We start from the raw sequence: 15,957 nt of genomic DNA, 5'->3' as shown, positions 1-15,957 counted from the left end.
TGTCACCGGTTGAATACCGGATCAATTCCTCCCAGAAAATAGCATAACCATCTTCCAATTTTAGGGGTTCAGGTCAGGGATTTTTTTAGTTACATCCAGTTCCATGGATCGTCACGCCACTTACGGAGCACGACTAGTTCATCATCTGAAATACTGTTTTCTGCTTTGGCTTGTTCGATAATTGTGGAGTAGTTGGTTAATGTATCAAATTCAATACCAGCTTCCTTGAAATTCTTAGTACTGTCAGGAAGTTCGTATGAGAAGATGGCTACGACACCAATCACGTTGTAACCTTCGTTCTTAAGTGCTTGAGCGGCGTTTAAAACGCTCTTTCCGGTAGAAAGTAAGTCATCAATTAAAACGATTGGGGCGTTTGCGTCGATGCTTCCTTCCATTTGTTTACCACGACCGTGATCTTTTGGTTTTGAACGTACGTAAATCATTGGTAGGTCCATCTTGTCGGCAACAATTGCGGCATGGGGGATTCCGGCTGTTGCGACACCACCAATTACCTTGACTTCGGGAAACTTGTTGTGGATTAATTCGGCTAAACCGTCAGCAATGTGGGTACGGACTTCTGGGAAACTAATGGTGATTCTGTTGTCGGTGTAAATTGGCGCCTTGATACCAGATGCCCACGTAAACGGTTCGTTAGGTGAGAGGGTCACGGCATTAATTTTTAAAAGGTCTGAAGCGATTAATTGGTTAGTATTCATTATTTGATTCCTCCATTAACTGCGTTGTAGATGTCTTTGTATGTTTGAACCGGATCGTCTGATTTGGTGATGCTTCTACCCACAACGATTCCGCTGGAGTTTAATTCAAAAGCTTTTGTTGGGGTCACGACTCTCTTTTGGTCGTCGACACTGTTACTGGGAAGGCGAATGCCGGGGTTGATGCACTTGAATCCATCAGAAACCGCTTGATGAATTAGGTTGTTTTCTAGTGCTGAGGAGATGACGCCATCGGCACCGCTTTGACTGGCCATTTTAGCTAAATGGGATACAGATTCGGCCATTGAAACGGGGACTAATTCTTCATCGTGGAGTTGTTCTTCTGATGTCGAGGTTAGTTGTGTCACTGCAAGTAGTTGTGGTGCAGCGACGCCTGCTTGTTTAGCACCTTCATCTAGTCCGCGTCTGGCATCCTTAATCATTTCGCTTCCACCCAAAGAATGAACGGTGGTGAATTGAACATCCAATTGGCCGATTTGTTTGGCAGCTTGTTGTACGGTGTGTGGAATATCGTGTAGTTTTAAATCCAAAAAGACATCGATATTTTGATTGCGAAGAGATTCGATAATACTTGCTCCTTCGCGGTAGAATAGTTCCATTCCGACCTTTACCGCCAATGGTTTGACGTCTTTAAACGGTTCTAAAAATTTCAAGGCAGTGTCTGCATCGATAAAATCTAGTGCAATGAATACTGGTTTCATACGTTTCCCTCCAACAAAAAAGTCGTATAGCCTCAGAGACTATACGACAAATTAGGGTCCATTTATTCCGTTCGTCGATTTACTAGCCTCTCTGGACTAATTTAAAATCATATGTTGATTACAATATACGCTTTTCTCAGAATAAAGCAACCAAAAAGTGAAACTTGCATTAGAAAAGATTAAAGAGTATAGTTTTAAAAAATATCTAAAAACGGATATTTCAAAAAAATAAGGAACGACAGTGAGCGTTCATTTTGGAGGAATTGAATAATGGAAAACACGCAAGACCACACTTCAACGACTAAGGCTCAAAAATGGGTTTTAGCATCGACATCGATTGGACAAATGCTAGAAAGCATGGATATCTCATTCATCTCATTTGCAATGTCTTCAATCATTATCGGTTTACACATTAGTACTGCAGCTGCTGGAATGCTTTCAACAGTTACTACTTTTGGATCGTTGTTGGGTGGTATTTTATTTGGTCTTTTAGCTGACCGTTTCGGTCGAGTACGTATTTTGACCTACACCATCTTCATTTTCGCCATCTCAACTGCCGGAATTATGTTCGCCCAGAATTTTATTACTTTTGCTATTTTACGTTTTTGTGTCGGCCTAGGTGCCGGGGGTGAATATGGTTCAGGTGTTGCCATGGTGGCTGAATCATTTAAGAAAAAGCAATTAGGAAAATCAGTGTCAATCACCACAATCGGTGGTCAAATTGGATCAATGATGGCAGCCGTATTAGCCGCAATCATGATTCCAGCATTCGGTTGGCGTTCACTTTTCCTAATCGGAATCATTCCAATCTTCTTTGCCTTCATCATTAGAAAGAACCTAAACGAAAGCCAAGATTTCATTGATACAATGGAAACAGGCAAGCGTCCTAAGGTTTCTGTAAAGAAATTATTCGCAACACCAAGATTGGCATACCAAACTATCGCATTAATCGTGATGGTAATTGTGCAAATTGCCGGATACTACGGTTTAATTAACTGGTTACCTTCAATCATGCAAAAGAAACTTGGTTTAAGTGTTGCTGGTTCATCACTATGGACAATCGTTACTATCATTGGTATGAGTGCCGGAATGTTAACATTCGGTACTATCCTAGATAAGATTGGGCCTAGAAAGGCCTTTGGATTATTCCTACTAGTTGCTTCTGTGGCGGTATATGGAATCACATTCTCATTCAATGGTTTCACATTACTACTAGCATCAACCGTACTAGGTTTCTTCTCAAACGGTATGTACGGTGGTTACGGTGCCATCATCAGTCGTCTATACCCAACCGAAGTTCGTTCAACTGCAAACAACTTCATCATGGGATTCGGACGTGCAATCGGTGGATTCTCACCAGCCATTATCGGTTTATTGATGGAAAGCCATTCATTACTAGTAATCATGGCAATGCTATCAGTACTATACCTAATAAGTTTCATCACTATGATGACTATTCCTGCATTGAAGGGTCTAGCCACTGAAGAATAAGCATTTATTCTGACGAATTAGGTTTTACATGTAATAATAATATATAAACTAAAAACCTCCCGTGCCGGGAGGTTTTATTGTACATAATTAAGGGGGCATTTTAATGTTATACGGACTCGGTATTTTAGCCGGATTGGTCTTACCCATTCAGACCTCGGTCAATACAAACTTGAAGAATCGAGCTGGTGGATCACCATTTCTAGCTTCAATGCTATCGTTTACGATTGGAACCATCGCGTTACTTTTCGCCACTTTATTGAGTGGCCAATCACTATTCTTTTCTAGTAACTTGTTTACAAGCCAACCAGCATGGATTTGGTTGGGCGGATTGTTTGGTGTCATTGGTTTAACCACTAACGTTTTAATTTTCCCTTACCTAGGGGCGGTGCAAACGGTGATTATGCCAATTACGGGTCAAATCATCATGGGGATGATTATCGATAACTTCTCGTTATTTGATGCTGACCACCATGCCTTTACCATCATCAGATTAATCGGTGTCATTCTACTAGTCGTTGGTATCTTGATGGTTGTCTTAGATAAAAAGAGCAGTGATGGTGCCGATAAAGCCAAACAATTACCTTGGCAGATTCTAGGAATCGTTGCGGGGATGTTTCAAGCTTCCCAAGCACCGGTTAACGGTCATCTTGGCGTAGTTCTTCACTCACCAATTCATGCCGCATTTATCTCATTTTTAGTCGGTACCATCATCTTATTTGTGATTACCGGACTAGTTGATCGTTCCTACGTTCACGCCAAAGATGCGATTGGAAAGGGTAATCCTTGGTGGATTTGGCTCGGTGGTGTCTTGGGTGCCATCTTCGTTTTATCAAACGCATTTTTAAGTCCACAAATCGGAGCCGGAACAACCGTTGTTTTAGTTCTATTGGGTAACTTATTCGGAAGTGTAATGGTCGACAAATACGGACTATTGAATTCACCGAAAAAACCGGTTGGTATTATGAAATATATCGGTTTAGTTGTGATGTTAATCGCTGTTGCCATTATCAAATTGTATTAAAAAAAGAGACCTCTTCGGAGGTCTCTTTTTAATTTATGATTAAACTTGTCCGTTTTTCGCTCACATTAAATGTATAATAAATGTTGATATGACAACGATGCAACTTTAGGTTGCGAGGTTGTCAAAGAGGATTATCCGCTTTTATCAGGGATGTTATATACATAAAAAAATTTTTAGTGATAATAAAAAGTAATTCGAAAAAAGGAGTGAAATGATTAAATGGAAAAAAACATATTTAGTAGAAAGTTGATTGATTTACGCCGAAAAAATCAACTATCACAGGCTGGGTTAGCTAATAAATTATTCGTTACTAGACAGTCAATTTCAAAATGGGAAAATGGCGAATCTGAACCCAGCATCGACAAGTTAATTAGTATTGCTGAAATTTTTAACACCAGTCTAGACAACTTAATTATGGGCAACATGTCAGATAAAGATAAATTAGTTTCAATTAGTCATATAAATAAATCATATGACAACCAAGTGCTAAACGATTTGAGTCTAGATATTTATGATAATGAAAGGATTGCTCTATTAGGTTTAAACGGATCTGGTAAGACCACAATGATTAGCATTATGTCGGGACTTAAAAACGCTGACAGTGGTGATGTGAAATTTAATTTTAACAAGAAAAAGGGTTTAAAATTAATGCCTCAAAACGACGTTTTGATTAATGATATGAAGGTTAGGGAACTACTTAAACTAACCCAATTACTAAACAAAGTAAAAGATAATAACCACATCGAATCCCTGGTAAAAGAATTTAATTTTACTGAATTAATGGACCATTATGTTGGTTCATTATCAGGTGGACAAAAACGCAGACTATCTCTTCTATTAAGTTTAATGTCACCTTCAAAGCTACTAGTTTTAGATGAACCAACAGTAGGAATGGATTTGGAAACAATTGATATTTTATGGAACCATCTTGAACACGTTACCGGATCAATACTAATGGTGACTCATGACTTCAACCAAATTGATAAGTTCTTTTCGAGAGTCCTATTGCTAAAGGACGGCAGAATTGAAAATGACATGTATGTTGATAAGATTCATAGTCATAATCAAACTGTTGAACAATGGTACCGCACTAATAACGGAGGTTTGAATCATGATTAATACAATTAATTTAAAAATAGTTTTACGTAATAAAAGATTTTTAGTGTTTACAATCGTTTTTCCTGCGATTTGGTTTATTCTTATGGATTTAGGAATCGGCACATTTGCAAAAAATTTAACAATGACATGGTTCATTATCAGTGCGCTTATGGGCATAATAGGTAATTCAATCGTTACCTTTGGGAAAAGGATAGGTAATTCAAAGGAATATTATTTGATTGCGATTAAGACCACTCCTTATACCCCGTTTAGATGGATAATGGATTCGATGATGCAACAAATTTTACTGAATTTACTTATCCTATGTGTATTGATATTGGAAGCAAGAATTTTTGGCGCAATTTCCTTTAACCTATCTACATTATTATTAATAATTATTTTATTGCCATTGGGGATTTACTTTAGTTTTGTCGGATTTTTGATTGGGGTAGTTGCTAAAACCGATTTATTAGATGTGGCAGGCTTCCCATTTATGTGTTTGGTTGCTCTTTTAATAATGCCTTTTTACACTTTCGCCCAGAACAAATTTTTTGATGTTGTTACCGATATTCAAAAATTATTCCCAGGATATTATGTTATTAAACTAGCCAACGTTATTCAAAATGGTGGTAGCTATGAGAAACTAATTTGGTTATTTGCACTTACTTTTGTTATTCACGTAGCAATTATTTTATTCTTATTCTTTAGGGCAGTAAAAAAAGGCATCCACTAAAAAAGAGACCTCCGACGAGGTCTCTTTTTATATGAATATAATAATTAAATCAATTATAGTTTTAGCAAGAAATATACCGACGAAAAATGCAACTTCAAATAATAATAAGTTTTTTTGATATTGCAAATCCGTTAGGGGATAAAATTTCTTGTTGGATTCGTAGAAAATGATTAATGACAATATAATCGCAATTACTCCAAATATGATTTCAAACAGATTTGCTCCTTCGGGATCCAATAATATATATTGAGTTAAATCACCTAGTACTAATAAACTGATACCAGTTTCGAATCCAATTAAAGCTATATTTACTAATTGAGAAAAATGTTGCTTTTTCATTAAAAAATACTCCTATAGATTATTATTTTAGGTTATTGATAATTAGCGTCAGTATAACCTTACCCAGGGATCCACCAATTAGTATTGATATATCGTATATTGCAAAATGTAGCAAGTAACGAAAATTTGATCCTAAAGGGTATACCATAATTATTCTTAGGAACATGTATATGATTAGAAGGCCAATCGAAACCATTAATATAATGGACAGGCCAAAATATATATATGAAGATTTAATAAAATCAATTTGCCATGAATATAGAATTGTTAGCGCTAATTCCGCTGTGAATCCTAGGACAATTCCAATACTGGATAATTTGATTAGTCTATTTTTTGTCTTATTATCCACTATATTTCCCCCATAATTAGAATAGTTAAGTAATATTCTAATTATAGTGTAGGAAAAACATCTTACTATGGAATCCGTTTAAACTTATATAAAATTTTAATATCATAGAAATAAATTAATAAAGTAGAACATTTTTAATCATTAATTGATAAACAATTGTAGGACGAATTTACCAAACATTCCGCCCAAAATAACAATGACATCATAAAAGACAAATGATGTGAAGTAGCCTCTAATAGACCACTTTTCGTCACTTTTTACGATACCAAGATAAGAAAAAAGAAAAACCACACCACAAATAGAAATTCCGCAGATGGAAAAGAACACATCTATTGTTGATGATCTAATTATTCTTGATGTCCAGTTATCAAAAATGGTTAAAAATACTTCTGCTAAAAATCCTAATGAGAGACCAACCAAAATGAGAAAGGAAAGTCGTACCTTAGTAGATTTTTTCATGATAGTATTTTTCCTCCATTAATGTTACTTAATATGTATTTTATAGCATAAATGTATTATAACTAAAAAATATAAAAAAGTTATAAATGTTGTCTTATTAACGTTTTGAGCACAAAAAAAGCGTCTAAATTTAGACACTTTGTATAATTAATTTATTTAATTAAAGTATTTATCAAGTGATTTTGCTACATCTTTTGCTACATGTTGTTGGTAATTGGAACTTTGAATATATGGAAGATCGTGTGAGCTATCCATGAATCCCATCTCACATAAAATAGCGGGACGGTTGTTTTCACGTAAGACGTAGTAGTTACCAAATGAAATGCCACGATTGGATACGGGAAGATTATCTAGACCATCATCAACAACATCAGCTACCTTAACGGCGTTTTTGTGGTAGTTGTAAATTTCATATCCATTGGCCCTACCGTATCCGTTATCAGAATTAAAGTGGAAACTAACAAAGAGATCAGCGTGATAATCACTAGCCATGTCAGTTCGTTTCTTCAATGTCACGTAAGTATCATCGGTTCTAGTCATCACGACATTGACGTGGCGTTTTCTTAACTCATCGGCCACTTGTTTAGCGGTCTGTAAGGTATACGTTTTTTCCATGTACTTTTGATTGGCTGAAAGTGTACCGGAATCGCCACCCCCGTGGCCAGGATCAATAATGATGGTCTTTTGAGCTAATTTATCACTTGTTTTGACGTCATAATTATCGACACCAACCAGCCAAGATGGCACCCAACCTTTTTTGCCATTATATTTTGTATACCACCAGTTATTTTTCGACTTGATGATGCTCAAATGACGACCGTGCGGAATTGTTTCAACCACTTTTGATTCGTCATTGGGTTGTTCACGTAAATATAAAGTAGTGGCATCAACCTTAGGTAATGATAAAAATCTGGCTAATTCGATTATTAAAATTACTAAGAGGATAAAAGTTACGACACCGCGGTAAATAAGCTTGTTATTTGGGGTTTCCTTAAGTTTATTTATAAAACGATTAACCAAATTATCACCTCGATTGTATTATGTATGTTAAAATCAATTATATAACAAAAATTAATATATATCAGATGTTTGATTGTTTTCATAATCCGACTACAATGATATATAAATAATTGAGACAGTGAGGATTAATGATGAGTAAAGAATCCAATTTAATCTTATCAGTACATGATTTAAATGTTGCTGTTAAGAATCGTAAATTAATTAACGATTTGTTTTTTGATGTCTTTTCACAAACCTTAACCTGCGTTACAGGGGAAAACGGTGTTGGAAAGACAACATTAATAAAGACTATTTTAAAACAATTTAATAAAAATGAACACGTTCAATCTAAAATCAAACGCTCAGATATGCAATATATTCCACAATTGAGAAATATTGATGATGATTATCCATTGACCGTATTTGATTTTATCGGATTGGGATTACAACATTCAATGTTGCCATGGTTAAGCAAAAAAGAAAAACAAAGTGTCCAAAAGGTTATCGAAATGACCAAGCTACAAGATTTGGCCAACACACCTTTGGGTAGTTGCTCCGGTGGGGAACAACAACGAGTTTACTTGGCTCAAGCATTGGTATCTAAACCTAAATTATTAATCTTGGACGAAAGTACTGCTAGTTTGGATAAAGAAGCTAAGTTCATGCTATTAGATGTTGTAAAAAGCGTCATAGCTGAAACCGGTGCAGCGGTATTATTTATCACCCATGACCCTGTTTTAGTACAACAATATGGTGATTACGATCTAAACATCGCAAATCAAACCGGAACAATCAAACCAGTGAAGGAGGCCCAATAATGTTAGAAATGTTAAGTTATCCATTTATGCAATATGCCTTCGTTGCTAGTTTCTTTATTTCAATTCTATGTGGATTAATGGGGGTATTCGTTGTTGCCAGAAAGACGGCTTTCTTTACGCATACTCTTTCTGAAATTAGTTTCTCAGGGGCATCTTTTGGTGTCTTCTTGGGAACCAACCCAATTTTAGGGATGCTATTATTCACTGTTTTAAGTTCATTGATGATTGGAACCGTTGGTTCTAGGGTTAGTCGCCGTGAATCATCAATCAGTGTTTTCTCAGTATTCTTCATCGGGTTAGGGATTTTATTCCTATCATTGGCTGATACTCAATCCAGTTATGCTACCAACATCTTATTCGGTAGTATCGTTGGAATTAGTTACAGCAATGTTCAAACATTGGTGGGCTTAAGTATTGCCATCATCGTAATTACTACTCTGATTTATAGAAAACTGAAATACAACTCATTTGATAATGTTGGTGCTAGTTTTAATTCCCGTGCCAATACCTTAGTATCTGTAATTTTCTTAATCTTGCTAGCATGTACTGTCAGTGTGACAGCTCAAATCGTAGGATCACTTCTAATCTTTGCTTTATTGACTATTCCAGCCTCATCAGCACGCTACTTCGTTCATAGTATTTGGTCAATGACCATTTTAACGTTTGTCTTTTCTTTAATTGGGACTTGGTTTGGTCTATACTTAAGCTTTGTAACGAACCTACCAGTAAGTTTCTTTATCGCAACGATTGAGACTATTATCTATATTATTGCGGTAATTTATGATAAAGTAACAAGAATTTAATACAAACTTTATTAACGTAACACTGATGTTTTGTTATACTAATCTCAAATAGTTTTTAAGGAGATGTCCTACATTATGAAAGCATGGAAGAAGATTTTACCTGCAGTTGCAGTTTTAGGATTAGTTTTAACTGCTTGTGGACAAAAGAAAAGCGATAATAGTGATGCATCAAGCTCAACTTCAACTACTCAAACTAGCAAGATGAGTTCATCATCATCAAGCAATGACAAAATTGCAAATAGATTAGGAAATGAAAAGCTACCACAAAGTAATGGTTTTGATTCAAGCCAAAGCGTAAACGCTAAGTTGGATGGAAACAAGACTAACTTTACAATTAGTTACTTAAACAATGGTTCAACATACGCTACCTATACTAAACACAGTTACGAAAGTGCCTCAGCAGCAATGCAACAAGTTGGCTACCAAGCTGCTGCAAACGTTGCTGGTCTACCATCAGTTAAGTTAGGTTACAACGTTGTTGGTCACTCAGATAAGGGTGCCGGACAAGAATACATTCAAGCAAACTTTGGTAACTGGTCACTACTAACACACGGTAGTAACTTTGGTAAGTACAAGGGTGCTGCAAAGGCTAAGGGTAAGACTGTAGTTAACTACATCCAAAACCACAACCTACCAGTTCCAGAAAGCAAGGGTAGCATTACTGCTGAAATCGATGGTTCAGCAACTATTACTTGGCAAAAGGGTAATGATGTTTACTCAATTAAAGCTAACTCTCTAACTACTGCACTTGAGATGGTAACTTCACTTAAGTAAATTCATTACAAAAAACCAGGTTATTTTGACCTGGTTTTATTGTGAAAAAATATTCGAAATGAAGGTGTTGGGAAATGTATGATTCTAAAAAAATAAAGCACTTATTATTTTCCGCGGCATTAGGATCAACAATGGCCCTATCTTTGAATGGTATCAAGTCACATGCTGATACAACTCAGTCATTTAAACCATACACACCAGTGGCTTATGATATTTCTGAATTTCAGGGGCAACTAAGCGATCAACAAGTGATGAATTTAAAAAATGAAGTTAAATTCGTTGTTTTGAGAATGCAAGATGGTCAATATCACGATCGTCAGGTTAATAATAATATCAGTTTGATGGATAAGTATGGCATTCCATATGGTGTATACAGCTATAGCCGTTATACTAATCCAGCTCAAGCTAGACAAGAAGCACGTCGTTTATATTCACTAGCGCCAAATGCTAGATTCTATGTAAATGATTTTGAAATTGGTTTTACAAATACTTCTGACCAAGGAGCGGTTAGTTGGGCAAAGACGATGAAACGTCTAACCAATCAACCAGTTATCTTTTACAGTTCACAATCAACCTTGGATCAGTTCCAACAAAGTACGTTGAACGCATATACTGCAGTCTGGTTGGCTAATTACACCAACTACACCCCAAATCCAAGATATAATTACGATTTGTGGCAATATACTGACAAGTACCAAAGTAAGGCGCTTGGGGAAGCACTAGATGCTGATACGATTCCACTTGGTGGTCGTAAGCTAGCATTTTGGACTACTGAAAATACTGCTAATGGTCAACAAAGAACAGTTGCCAAAACAGGGACAGCAAGACACATCAAAAAACAAGCTAAGACAAATGTGTTACATAAGGCTACTAAGAAACAAGTGATTGCTAAGACTACCCATAAAAAGGCTAAAAAGGTCCAATACACACCACTTGCTAATAAAGTTAACCATAATACTAAGAAGCATGTAAAACGTTCATACCAGGTCAAAAAGAACGTTACTAAGAAGATTGATGCAGCTAAAAATACTTATAAATATGCAAGTGCTGCTACTAAAAAGGTGAGTCACAAGAAGGCTTACAAGAAGCACGCTAAAAAGCATAGTAAGTACACTTACAAGCTAAACCATGCTACAAAGAAACGTATCGCTAAGCATCATGCTAAGAAGTACAAAAAGCACAGTAAGAAGAAATACACTTACAAGTTAGCTAAGAAGAAGACTCGTAAGCATACCAAGTACAAATATGCAAAGAAGCTTAGTTACCGCGTTAAGAAGAACTTGAAGCACAAGAAGTTACATCATTCTTATAAGACTAAGAAGCATAACAAGACTAAGAAGCACTACAAATACAATGTAAAGAAGCTTCATCATAAACACGCTAAGAAATATGCTTACCGTGCTGCATAATAAAAACGTCTGATTTAAAAGATCAGGCGTTTTTTGTTGTATTAATTTCTTTCTTAATATACAATAATGACCAATGGTCAATTTAGAAAAAGGAGTCTATCATGAATATTAAAACTGCTGATGAAAAGCAACGAAAACAAGCGTTGATTGCTGAAACTGCATTGAAAATGTTTGAAGAAAATGATTTTTATGATATTTCCATCAATGCGATTGCGCAAAGAAGTAATGTCGCTAAGGGAACAGTATTTAATTACTTCAAGACAAAGGAAAATATATTCATGCACCTACTATTGGTAGGATATCAAGAATTCTTTTTACAAACAATAAATCAATTAATACAAGCCAAGTTAACAACGATACCTGAACTTAAATCTTTTCTATTATCCAATACCAGGGATTTAATTGAAAATCATCTAACGCTCATTAAGTTAAATGCATTAAGAGGCCCTGTTTTGGAGGGAAAGGCTTCTAGAGAAGAGACAATTGAGGGGAGAAAGAAGCTATACGAAGTTCATGAACAATTAGCCGAATTAATTAACTCTTTATGCCCGTCTGTTGATGTAAAGACGGCAAACAAAATTTTCATTATTCAAAGTAGTATTGCCAGTGGGTTAATTAATTTGTCTAATCTGGATTCGTTTAACCAAGAACCAATTCCGGTTAATATGGATGATTTTCAGATTAGTATCCTAAATGATTCAGTTGAAACTTTTGATTTTTATCTAACGGGGTTACTTGGCAAATAAAGGAGTAACTATGATGAAACAAGAAAACATTCGTAATTTTTCGATTGTTGCCCACATCGATCATGGTAAATCGACGTTGTCCGATCAAATTATGAAGATGACTGATACTTTTAGTTTTCGTGGCAACGAAGAACAGGTTTTAGATGACATGAAAGTCGAACAAGACCATGGAGTAACCGTTAGATCGAAGACGGTTCGTAATATTTATCGCGCAAAAGATGGTCAAGAATACGAATTAAACTTAATCGATACACCTGGACACGTCGATTTTAACTATGAGGTTGAAAAGAGTGTCTCAGCTAGTGACGGAGTCATCTTGTTGGTGGATGCGACCAAGGGCGTCCAAGCCCAAACGGTTGCCAATTATCGTATCGCTAAAAACAACAACTTAGTGATTATTCCTGTCATCAATAAAGTCGATAACCAAAGCGCTCAGGTTGATATGTGTGAACAACAACTTTATGAATTAGATGAATCGTTTTTAGAGCACGACATTATTCATATTTCAGCCAAGACCGGTTTGAATGTCGATAAAGTATTAGAAGTAATCGTCAACCGTATTCCAAGTCCCCAGGGTGATGAAACCAAGCCAATAAAGGCGATGATATTTGATTCACACTATGACTCATATCAAGGAGTCGTCGCATACGTGAAGGTCATTGATGGAACAATTAAGGCCAATGATAAACTAATGTCGATGAATCAAAGGGTAAAGTTCGAAACTCCAGAGATAGGTATTTTCAGTCCACAATTATTACCATTGAAGGAATTAAAATCGGGTGATATCGGTTATGTCATCACCGGAATCAAGGATCCAGCCGACGTGCGTGTAGGTGACACCATCACTGGTCAAGCTCGCCAAACTAAGCAGGCAGTGGCTGGATATCAACCAGCCCATAGTGTTGTTTTTGCGGGAATTTATCCCAAGGATGCCGACTTTGATGATTTAAAAGTAGCGATGGAAAAGTTGAAACTAAACGATTCGTCGATTGAATTCGTCGAACACGTTTCAAATTCACTGGGACCAGGTTATCGTTGTGGCTTTTTGGGGATGTTTCATCTCCAGATTGTCCGCGAAAGACTAATTAACGAGTTTGGTATGTCCGTGATTATCACTTCGCCGAACGTTAACTATCGTTATACCACCAAGAACGATTCCAGATTGAAGACGATTAATAATCCATCTGATTTACCGGACTTTTCTCTCTTAAAGACAATTGAAGAACCATTCAATAAGGTCGTTATTGAAACACCAAGTGAGACGGTCAACGATGTGCTGACACTATTAAGTAAGAGTCGCGGAGTTCTACTGGACATGGATAACACGGATCAATTGGTGAAGATGACTTATAGCGTTCCATTGGCCGAAATTGCGTTTAATTTCTTCAATCAATTGAAGTCAATTACCCATGGGTTCGCGACATACGACAGTCAATTCATGGAATATGTCGAATCGGATATTGTTAAAATCACGATTGATGTGAACTATGCACCAGTGGATGAACTAACCTTTATCGTTCATCGCTTGAATGCCGAAAAATTGGCTCAAGAAATCGTTCATAAACTAAAGTATGTAATTCCCCGTAAACTATATCCAATGCCTGTACAGGGATATATTGAGGGTAGAGTGGTGGCAAGGGTGGATGTACCACCATTGAGAAAGAATGCGGCGGTTAGTGGCGACAAGAAGAGTGTTTCAAAGAAACAAGCACTATTGCGTCGTCAAAGTCTGAACAAACGAAAGAGTGCTAGTGAAGCAATTCAACTACCACAATCGGTATTCGATGCCATCTTAAATATTGAATAAAAAAAGCACCCAAGCATAAGCTTGAGTGCTTTTTAAGATCGAAAGATATTATTTTACAATTTGGCAAAATTCGATCTTTTCGTGATTAGGACCTTGAATGTTGAAGAAACGGATTCCGTTGTCCCAGAAAGTAGGGATTGATTGGATTTCGTCGTCTAAAACATTGAAGCCTTGTTCTTTAGCGGCTGCGAATGCTTTATCAACATCAGTACAGTTCATTGAAATATGGTTGATAGCACCATTTTCCATTGCAACTGGATCGCCTTCCCATGTTTCAACGGTTAAGTTACCGTATCTCATGAAGGCACAACGGTTTTCACCATTGTGGAATAAACCTGCTTGGTCAAAACCAAGTGATTTGTAGAATTCGATTGTTTTATCTAAGTCTTTTGATGGGATACCTACATGTTGTAGACCATCAAAGTAATCGTTTAAAGCCATAATTTAAGCCTCCAAAAATTAGTCAGAAACTTTAACAACACATTTACCAGTTAGGTTTGAAGTACCGTTTAGGACACTTTCAACGTCTTCTAGTGAGATGATGTTGTCAATAATCTTTTCAACATTAACTTTACCACTTTGTAGTAGTGCAATAGCATCTTCGAATGAGTTAGGGTTGATGAATGCACCTTGGATAGTTAATTGTTTCTTGAATACTTCGTAAGTGTTCATACTGAATTTTTGATCTGGAGCACCAACACCGAACATCAATACTTGAGCACCCTTAACAGTTGCTTCGATTGCTTGTTCTTGAGTAGCTGGTTGACCAACGGCTTCAATAACAACGTCGTATTCGGCTGGAATTTCTTCCTTAGTAGTGTTGATAACACGGTCAATGTTTAGCTTTTCTTTTTCAGCAGCTAATTTGTCATCATGACGACCAGTTAAGTCAACTTCTTTAACACCGTATGAACGTAGTAATTGTGCAAAGATTAGACCCATGTAACCATCACCAATAACTAGAGCTTTTTGGTAAGGTTTGATGTTTAATAAGTCCATACCGTGAACGGCACATGAGATAGGTTCACAAGTAGCAGCTGACTTCAAGTCAACGTTGTCTGGTAACTTGTAAACAACTTGAGTTGGTGCAGTGAAGTATTCTTCTAGACCACCATTTCTAGTAACACCAACGGCTGATAGGTTGTCACATAGTTCTGGACGAGCTGTACGACAGTAGTCACACTTACCACAGTAGATGTTAGGGTCAACAGTTACTCGGTCGCCAACTTTAAGATCAGTAACGTCTGAACCTACAGCTGAGATAACACCTGAGTTTTCGTGACCTAATACGATTGGAGGAACAGCGTCTGCTGAACCTGGTAGACCATTGTATAGTGCGTAGTCAGTACCACAGATACCAGCGTATTTTGCGTTGATAACAACTTCGTTTGCCTTTGGTTCTGGCATTTCAGTGTTTTGGATTTCTAATTGTTTCTTGCCTGTTAAAACTAATGCTTTCATAATTCAAGATCCTTTCCAAATTGAATTTTAAGTATTATTTTTTTACGCAGTTGTGAATTAATTAAGACTTTCACAAACTTACAAGTATTATAATAACTCATTTTTAAAAAAATGAAAGTGTTTTGATGAAATTTAATTCTTAAGTTTATATAAAAGGCACGAAAAAACGGCGTAAAACGTTGATATAATAACGTTTTACGCCGTGTAACTTTTTT

At 36.5% G+C, this 15,957-nt stretch carries 17 protein-coding genes; 10 read left to right on the top strand and 7 right to left on the bottom strand.

Features of this window, described 5'->3' with window-relative positions; all coding sequences use genetic code 11:
- Positions 1-89: 89 nt before the first annotated feature.
- Both pyrE and pyrF read right to left on the bottom strand, forming a co-directional pair.
- Positions 90-716, bottom strand: coding sequence for an orotate phosphoribosyltransferase (pyrE, locus tag JUD45_RS01535; protein WP_138727237.1), 627 nt, complete (start codon positions 714-716; stop codon positions 90-92).
- Complete coding sequence (gene pyrF, locus JUD45_RS01530) at positions 716-1,435, bottom strand: orotidine-5'-phosphate decarboxylase (RefSeq protein WP_203619523.1); 720 nt, start codon at positions 1,433-1,435, stop codon at positions 716-718. The genes pyrE and pyrF overlap by 1 nt, the downstream gene beginning before the upstream one ends.
- A gap of 270 nt (positions 1,436-1,705) precedes the next feature.
- Here pyrF and JUD45_RS01525 point away from each other — a divergent pair, with 270 nt between their 5' ends.
- The 4 genes from JUD45_RS01525 (at position 1,706) to JUD45_RS01510 (ending at position 5,778) form a co-directional block, all read left to right on the top strand.
- Positions 1,706-2,926 (top strand): MFS transporter, encoded by a 1,221-nt coding sequence (locus JUD45_RS01525; RefSeq protein WP_138727235.1) that lies wholly within the window; start codon positions 1,706-1,708, stop codon positions 2,924-2,926.
- 103 nt (positions 2,927-3,029) lie between these two features.
- On the top strand, positions 3,030-3,947 hold the full coding sequence (locus JUD45_RS01520; RefSeq protein WP_138727234.1) for a DMT family transporter: 918 nt from the start codon (positions 3,030-3,032) through the stop codon (positions 3,945-3,947).
- A gap of 219 nt (positions 3,948-4,166) precedes the next feature.
- On the top strand, positions 4,167-5,066 hold the full coding sequence (locus JUD45_RS01515; protein ID WP_203619522.1) for an XRE family transcriptional regulator: 900 nt from the start codon (positions 4,167-4,169) through the stop codon (positions 5,064-5,066).
- On the top strand, positions 5,059-5,778 hold the full coding sequence (locus JUD45_RS01510) for a hypothetical protein (protein ID WP_203619521.1): 720 nt from the start codon (positions 5,059-5,061) through the stop codon (positions 5,776-5,778). Before JUD45_RS01515 ends, JUD45_RS01510 begins: the two co-directional genes overlap by 8 nt.
- A gap of 27 nt (positions 5,779-5,805) precedes the next feature.
- Here the strand turns inward: JUD45_RS01510 and JUD45_RS01505 are convergent, their stop codons facing one another.
- The 3 genes from JUD45_RS01505 to JUD45_RS01495 all read right to left on the bottom strand — a co-directional run bounded on the left by JUD45_RS01505 (position 5,806) and on the right by JUD45_RS01495 (position 7,945).
- The gene (locus tag JUD45_RS01505; protein ID WP_187156025.1) at positions 5,806-6,117 is read right to left on the bottom strand and encodes a hypothetical protein; all 312 of its coding nucleotides are present in this window, start codon (positions 6,115-6,117) and stop codon (positions 5,806-5,808) included.
- Between the two features lie 490 nt (positions 6,118-6,607).
- A complete protein-coding gene (locus JUD45_RS01500; protein ID WP_138727232.1) occupies positions 6,608-6,925 on the bottom strand; it encodes a hypothetical protein in 318 nt (105 codons plus the stop codon).
- 156 nt (positions 6,926-7,081) lie between these two features.
- Positions 7,082-7,945 carry an N-acetylmuramoyl-L-alanine amidase family protein gene (locus JUD45_RS01495; protein ID WP_138727231.1) on the bottom strand — a complete coding sequence of 288 codons (864 nt, stop codon included), beginning with the start codon at positions 7,943-7,945 and terminating at the stop codon, positions 7,082-7,084.
- Positions 7,946-8,073: 128 nt separating this feature from the next.
- On the opposite strand from JUD45_RS01495, the gene JUD45_RS01490 reads away from it, so the two are divergent.
- The 6 genes from JUD45_RS01490 to lepA all read left to right on the top strand — a co-directional run bounded on the left by JUD45_RS01490 (position 8,074) and on the right by lepA (position 14,281).
- Positions 8,074-8,742, top strand: coding sequence for a metal ABC transporter ATP-binding protein (locus JUD45_RS01490; protein WP_236018462.1), 669 nt, complete (start codon positions 8,074-8,076; stop codon positions 8,740-8,742).
- 8 nt (positions 8,743-8,750) lie between these two features.
- Positions 8,751-9,545 (top strand): metal ABC transporter permease, encoded by a 795-nt coding sequence (locus tag JUD45_RS01485; RefSeq protein ID WP_034534243.1) that lies wholly within the window; start codon positions 8,751-8,753, stop codon positions 9,543-9,545.
- A 75-nt stretch (positions 9,546-9,620) separates the two neighbouring features.
- Positions 9,621-10,319: a hypothetical protein gene (locus tag JUD45_RS01480; protein ID WP_203619520.1), complete on the top strand. Its 699-nt coding sequence runs from the start codon at positions 9,621-9,623 to the stop codon at positions 10,317-10,319.
- A gap of 74 nt (positions 10,320-10,393) precedes the next feature.
- The gene (locus JUD45_RS01475) at positions 10,394-11,728 is read left to right on the top strand and encodes a glycoside hydrolase family 25 domain-containing protein (protein WP_203619519.1); all 1,335 of its coding nucleotides are present in this window, start codon (positions 10,394-10,396) and stop codon (positions 11,726-11,728) included.
- 101 nt (positions 11,729-11,829) lie between these two features.
- Positions 11,830-12,474 carry a TetR/AcrR family transcriptional regulator gene (locus tag JUD45_RS01470; protein WP_138727227.1) on the top strand — a complete coding sequence of 215 codons (645 nt, stop codon included), beginning with the start codon at positions 11,830-11,832 and terminating at the stop codon, positions 12,472-12,474.
- A gap of 13 nt (positions 12,475-12,487) precedes the next feature.
- Positions 12,488-14,281 (top strand): translation elongation factor 4, encoded by a 1,794-nt coding sequence (lepA, locus tag JUD45_RS01465; protein WP_203619518.1) that lies wholly within the window; start codon positions 12,488-12,490, stop codon positions 14,279-14,281.
- A 48-nt stretch (positions 14,282-14,329) separates the two neighbouring features.
- On the opposite strand, the gene JUD45_RS01460 is transcribed toward lepA, so the two are convergent.
- On the bottom strand, positions 14,330-14,722 hold the full coding sequence (locus JUD45_RS01460; protein WP_138727226.1) for a VOC family protein: 393 nt from the start codon (positions 14,720-14,722) through the stop codon (positions 14,330-14,332).
- Between the two features lie 18 nt (positions 14,723-14,740).
- Entirely contained in the window at positions 14,741-15,742 is a 1,002-nt protein-coding gene (locus tag JUD45_RS01455) for a zinc-dependent alcohol dehydrogenase family protein (RefSeq protein WP_034532357.1), read from the bottom strand.
- Between the last annotated feature and the right edge of the window lie 215 nt (positions 15,743-15,957).

The organism is Apilactobacillus nanyangensis, from assembly GCF_016861915.1.
Lineage (GTDB): Bacteria > Bacillota > Bacilli > Lactobacillales > Lactobacillaceae > Apilactobacillus > Apilactobacillus nanyangensis.
This window is presented reverse-complemented; position numbering and strand designations above follow the sequence as displayed.

Coding starts and splice junctions, on each gene's coding strand:
- pyrE (WP_138727237.1), bottom strand. CDS start 716: ATGAATACTAACCAATTAATCGCTTCAGACCTTTTAAAAATTAATGCC.
- pyrF (WP_203619523.1), bottom strand. CDS start 1,435: ATGAAACCAGTATTCATTGCACTAGATTTTATCGATGCAGACACTGCC.
- JUD45_RS01525 (WP_138727235.1), top strand. CDS start 1,706: ATGGAAAACACGCAAGACCACACTTCAACGACTAAGGCTCAAAAATGG.
- JUD45_RS01520 (WP_138727234.1), top strand. CDS start 3,030: ATGTTATACGGACTCGGTATTTTAGCCGGATTGGTCTTACCCATTCAG.
- JUD45_RS01515 (WP_203619522.1), top strand. CDS start 4,167: ATGGAAAAAAACATATTTAGTAGAAAGTTGATTGATTTACGCCGAAAA.
- JUD45_RS01510 (WP_203619521.1), top strand. CDS start 5,059: ATGATTAATACAATTAATTTAAAAATAGTTTTACGTAATAAAAGATTT.
- JUD45_RS01505 (WP_187156025.1), bottom strand. CDS start 6,117: ATGAAAAAGCAACATTTTTCTCAATTAGTAAATATAGCTTTAATTGGA.
- JUD45_RS01500 (WP_138727232.1), bottom strand. CDS start 6,925: ATGAAAAAATCTACTAAGGTACGACTTTCCTTTCTCATTTTGGTTGGT.
- JUD45_RS01490 (WP_236018462.1), top strand. CDS start 8,074: ATGATGAGTAAAGAATCCAATTTAATCTTATCAGTACATGATTTAAAT.
- JUD45_RS01485 (WP_034534243.1), top strand. CDS start 8,751: ATGTTAAGTTATCCATTTATGCAATATGCCTTCGTTGCTAGTTTCTTT.
- JUD45_RS01480 (WP_203619520.1), top strand. CDS start 9,621: ATGAAAGCATGGAAGAAGATTTTACCTGCAGTTGCAGTTTTAGGATTA.
- JUD45_RS01475 (WP_203619519.1), top strand. CDS start 10,394: ATGTATGATTCTAAAAAAATAAAGCACTTATTATTTTCCGCGGCATTA.
- JUD45_RS01470 (WP_138727227.1), top strand. CDS start 11,830: ATGAATATTAAAACTGCTGATGAAAAGCAACGAAAACAAGCGTTGATT.
- lepA (WP_203619518.1), top strand. CDS start 12,488: ATGAAACAAGAAAACATTCGTAATTTTTCGATTGTTGCCCACATCGAT.
- JUD45_RS01460 (WP_138727226.1), bottom strand. CDS start 14,722: ATGGCTTTAAACGATTACTTTGATGGTCTACAACATGTAGGTATCCCA.
- JUD45_RS01455 (WP_034532357.1), bottom strand. CDS start 15,742: ATGAAAGCATTAGTTTTAACAGGCAAGAAACAATTAGAAATCCAAAAC.